This window comes from Xenorhabdus thuongxuanensis, assembly GCF_001908095.1.
Taxonomy (GTDB): Bacteria; Pseudomonadota; Gammaproteobacteria; order Enterobacterales; family Enterobacteriaceae; genus Xenorhabdus; species Xenorhabdus thuongxuanensis.
Map to the genome: position 1 here is coordinate 1 of NZ_MKGR01000017.1, position 4414 is coordinate 4414.

The 4414-nt window shown below is 40.1% G+C and carries 5 protein-coding genes; 3 read left to right on the top strand and 2 right to left on the bottom strand.

Annotated elements, in window-relative coordinates:
* Both Xentx_RS11785 and Xentx_RS11790 read left to right on the top strand, forming a co-directional pair.
* Positions 1-390 (top strand): TetR family transcriptional regulator C-terminal domain-containing protein (locus Xentx_RS11785; protein WP_422645858.1); only part of this gene is annotated, 390 nt, incomplete at its 5' end.
* Between the two features lie 164 nt (positions 391-554).
* Positions 555-1508 (top strand): hypothetical protein, encoded by a 954-nt coding sequence (locus Xentx_RS11790; RefSeq protein WP_074020431.1) that lies wholly within the window; start codon positions 555-557, stop codon positions 1506-1508.
* Between the two features lie 414 nt (positions 1509-1922).
* Here Xentx_RS11790 and ychF read toward each other — a convergent pair whose 3' ends face one another.
* Complete coding sequence (gene ychF / locus Xentx_RS11795) at positions 1923-3014, bottom strand: redox-regulated ATPase YchF (RefSeq protein WP_074020432.1); 1092 nt, start codon at positions 3012-3014, stop codon at positions 1923-1925.
* A gap of 111 nt (positions 3015-3125) precedes the next feature.
* Complete coding sequence (pth, locus tag Xentx_RS11800; protein WP_074020433.1) at positions 3126-3716, bottom strand: aminoacyl-tRNA hydrolase; 591 nt, start codon at positions 3714-3716, stop codon at positions 3126-3128.
* Between the two features lie 262 nt (positions 3717-3978).
* On the opposite strand from pth, the gene ychH reads away from it, so the two are divergent.
* Positions 3979-4254, top strand: a complete 276-nt coding sequence (gene ychH / locus Xentx_RS11805) for a stress-induced protein YchH (RefSeq protein ID WP_074020434.1) — start codon at positions 3979-3981, stop codon at positions 4252-4254.
* The last annotated feature ends 160 nt before the right edge of the window (positions 4255-4414 follow it).

Below are 4414 nucleotides of genomic sequence, written 5' to 3' on the forward strand. Positions count from 1 at the left end.
ATTATGAAACAAGCAAAAACAGCCAAAGTGGCGATTGAATTGTTGATGTACGATAGTGCAAAACGATTAGCACAGCCTGATAAACCATCAGGTTGCATGTTAATTACGGCGACGATGAATGGTTCGAAACAAATCGAAGAAGTGTATCACAATGTGCAAGAGAAACGGCAAAACTACCAAGCGATTCTGTTGAAGAGAATGCAGCAGGGTATTGACGATGGTGATATCGCGCCAGACGCACCTATTCACGCGATGGTTGATTTTTATATTACAGTGATTAATGGGTTAACAATACAAGCCTGTGATGGCGCTAACCTCGATAGACTTAACCAAGTGATTTTCAACGCCATTCAAGCTTGGCCTATTTTTAATGGTTCTATCGCACATTAAAAAGAGAGCAGGGGGCTTGTTGCAAAAAATTAGAGAAAAATATCTGGCCTTACATTAAAAAGCCTATCAAGCATGGGCGTAGATTTCCTAATTTGAATCATTTAGCAGATCATCTACCCTTTTAATGTACTTCATGTCCAGTCGATAACATTAATGGGTGTTTTATGAAAAAAATAATTACCTGTATTGTATTTATTCTGATTTTTTTTTATCAACCAGTTATAGCTAAAGAAATTCGCACAACTCTGAAAAGTGATGATGGAAAAGATATTATATATTATGTGATACAGCGAGATAACAAACGCTCTAAAGATCTTCTTGTATTGCTTCAGGGTTCTACTTGTCAAAGTGCTATCAATAATAAGTCGATAATCAAAAATTTTGGCTCTGCCTTTCCTGAAAATGACATTTTGTTAGTCGAAAAATTCGGCATTGATGGTAATTTAGATAAAAATAGCACCCAAATTAAGAAATGTCCGCAAATCTATATACAGAATGATTCACCGATAAAGCGGGCTAAAGATTATTTTGCGGTCTTGAACCTGTTAAGGGATAAATATCGTCATATTGTTCTTATCGGAGGTAGTGAAGGTGCGATCATTACTAATCTGATAACTGCTAATGCAAATACAGGTTTTATTACCGCTGCCATTTCCATGAATGCAGGTGGTCGTTTCTTTATCGATGATGTTATACATAGCATCAAACAGACTGCACCACCCAAAATCGCCGATGAACAAATTAATGACTTTAAAGCGTTCGCTAAAGAAGTATTAAACCGGAACTTACGGGATTCACCTTCTGATCAAACAGCTAGTGAGCATGGTGCAACTTGGTGGTATGAGTCGTTATCTATTGATAATCAGAAGCTTATCCAATCCAGCAAAACTCCATTATTGGTTCTTCAGACACTGAGTGACAATAATGTTGATGGGACTGGTGCACAAAAAATGATAGCAGCTATTAAGAACCCAATGGTTTCTTTTAAGTTTTATAAGGAATTGGATCACCATTTTAAAGACAGTGATGGCAATAGGCATACTTCTTTAATTGTTAAAGATATTCAGGATTGGTATCGAAAAATTCAAGATAAACCCGGCAAAACAATCCAATATTAAATCTAATAACCGATGGATTCTGGCAGATTAAATAGTGACCCATATTTTTGGCGATCGCAGTAGAAAAACGTTCAGTTATTTAAAATCCGAAGAAATAATGGCATGGATGTCCCATTTAAGCGGTATCAGTATGCCAAAATGGCCGTGTATTCAACACAGCCATTTAATAACGGGAGCGTCCACTATGAAGATTACAACAGTTGGTATCAACTATTTAATACGTGCCTCTGTTATCCGACTAATTATGGGCGAAAAACAGTTACAGGTTCTATAAGTTTGCGAGACTTATTTTCATGCGTCCTTACGAGTTTTTTTGTGGCATGATAAAAATTAAAATCCACGCAATCGCGTGGATTTCAAAGAGTTAACCCGTCTTAATAAGACATCCTGAAATGTTGTAAGACAAGAAAATGATTAGACGTTAAACAAGAAATTCATCACATCGCCATCTTTAACGATATAATCTTTTCCTTCTGCGCGCATTTTGCCCGCTTCTTTCGCGCCTTGTTCACCTTTGTAAGTGATAAAATCCTCAAACGAAATAGTTTGGGCACGGATAAAACCTTTTTCAAAATCAGTATGGATTTTACCCGCCGCTTGTGGTGCGGTTGCACCCACTGGGATCGTCCAGGCACGAACTTCTTTCACGCCCGCAGTAAAGTAGGTTTGCAGGCTCAGCAACTGGTAACCGGCGCGAATTACACGGTTCAAGCCTGGCTCTTCCAGACCTAATTCTGCCATAAATTCTTCGCGGTCAGCATCTTCCAACTCTGCAATATCGGCTTCAATCGCTGCACAAACGGGAACAACAACTGAGCCTTCTTTTTCAGCAATGGTGCGAACGATATCAAGGTGTGGGTTATTTTCGAAACCATCTTCATTGACGTTGGCAATGTACATGGTTGGTTTTAAGGTCAGGAAGCTTAAATAGCGAATAATCGCTTTTTCTTCCGCACTCAGATTTAAAGAGCGCAGCATACCTGCTTGTTCAAGGTGTGGAAGGCATTTTTCTAAGACTTCCAGCTCTGCTTTAGCGTCCTTATCACCACCTTTGGCTTTTTTTTGTATACGATGGATAGCGCGTTCGCAAGTATCCAGATCCGACAGCGCCAGTTCTGTATTGATAACTTCAATATCAGAGGCAGGATCAACCTGACCGGAAACGTGGATAATATTATCATTTTCAAAGCAGCGTACCACATGACCGATCGCTTCTGTTTCACGGATGTTGGTCAGGAATTGGTTGCCTAAGCCTTCACCTTTTGAAGCACCTTTTACCAGACCAGCAATATCTACAAACTCCATAGTGGTTGGCAGGATGCGTTGTGGTTTGACAATCTCAGCCAATTGTTCGAGACGTGGATCTGGCATCGGCACAACACCTGTGTTTGGCTCGATAGTGCAGAACGGGAAGTTTGCTGCTTCGATACCTGCTTTGGTCAGCGCATTGAATAATGTAGATTTCCCAACGTTAGGCAGGCCAACGATACCGCATTTGAATCCCATATATTTATCACCTTAAATCACTTATAAACCAACAAGAAATAGGCTTGTCGGTGAGTTTACAAAATTGGCGCTATTATACACGCAATAGCCCGATGCGCCATGCACTCCCGGTCAGGCGCTGGCTTTAAATGCATGCAGGCGATTAATTGCCTTATTCATGCCATCTTTAATAAGGATGTCAGTACAGCGCAACGCTTCATCTAAGGCATCGTCAATCAGTTTTTGTTCGCTGGTAGGGGGCTTGCCAAGGACAAAACCGACGACTTTGTTTTTATCACCTGGATGACCAATACCGATACGCAGACGGTGGAAATTAGGGTTATTACCGAGTTTGTTCTGAATGTCTTTTAGGCCATTATGGCCGCCATTGCTGCCACCCATTTTCATTTTTGCTACGCCAGGTGGTAAATCAAGCTCGTCATGTGCAACCAAGATTTCATCCGGCTGAATACGATAAAATCCAGCAAGGGCAAGGACAGATTTACCGCTAAGGTTCATAAAAGTGGTTGGTACTAGTAAACGAATATCCTGTCCATTAACGTTAATACGGGCTGTATAGCCAAAAAATTTACTTTCTTCTTTCAGGGACTGGTTATAACGTTGTGCTAACAAATCGACAAACCATGCTCCGGCATTATGTCTGGTCTGTGCATATTCAGCTCCAGGGTTTGCCAGGCCGACGATTAATTTTATGTTACTCACGGTTCAATTTCGCTTATTGGCAATAGAACAAAAAGGAGATTAGTTTACCTATCTCAAGGCTTGAGTACAAAACTCATTTAACAAAGATTGTCTTGATGGAATGTAAAAAATTAGGCTTAAATTTGTACAGGTTGTGATCACCTCCGCAATAACCTTTCATATAATAAGGCTATAATCACTTTTAAAGAAGATGTCTACTTTCGTGCTTTTGCGTTCGTTGTATTGGCAAATTGGCGTTCACAAAAAGTATTGGAGGTTGGTTATGAGACGTAAAAAGGCTTTTATTTTTGGCAATATTCTCATGGGAGCAGGAATGGCGGCAATGTTTATTAGTCTGGCTTATGTACTGCTTAGCCATATTTTTAATTTTGGCCTTTCTGAGTTTTTGGTAAGCCTTTCATTAATGGGATTGTTTGTTGGGGCATTTATTTGGCTGCTAGGAGCTAGTATTGGTGGCCGAGAACAGGTTACTGATAAGTATTGGTGGCTGAAGAATTACGATGAACGTTATTGCCGTAAGAAACGTCGACATTCATGATTATTTTAAATGTTAATATCCAGTGAGTATTAAATAAGGCGGTAATGGTTACCGCCTTATTTTTATTCATAACTGAATACCACCTCCTGCGGAGGTGGTCATCGACAGATTGGCTCTGCCAGTAAGGCTACTCATGGGAAAATCCGAACTGTTATCCCCA

What these genes read in the sequence shown, in the direction of transcription:
- Xentx_RS11790 (WP_074020431.1), top strand. Translation starts at nt 555, where the DNA reads ATGAAAAAAATAATTACCTGTATTGTATTTATTCTGATTTTTTTTTAT.
- ychF (WP_074020432.1), bottom strand. Translation starts at nt 3,014, where the DNA reads ATGGGATTCAAATGCGGTATCGTTGGCCTGCCTAACGTTGGGAAATCT.
- ychH (WP_074020434.1), top strand. Translation starts at nt 3,979, where the DNA reads ATGAGACGTAAAAAGGCTTTTATTTTTGGCAATATTCTCATGGGAGCA.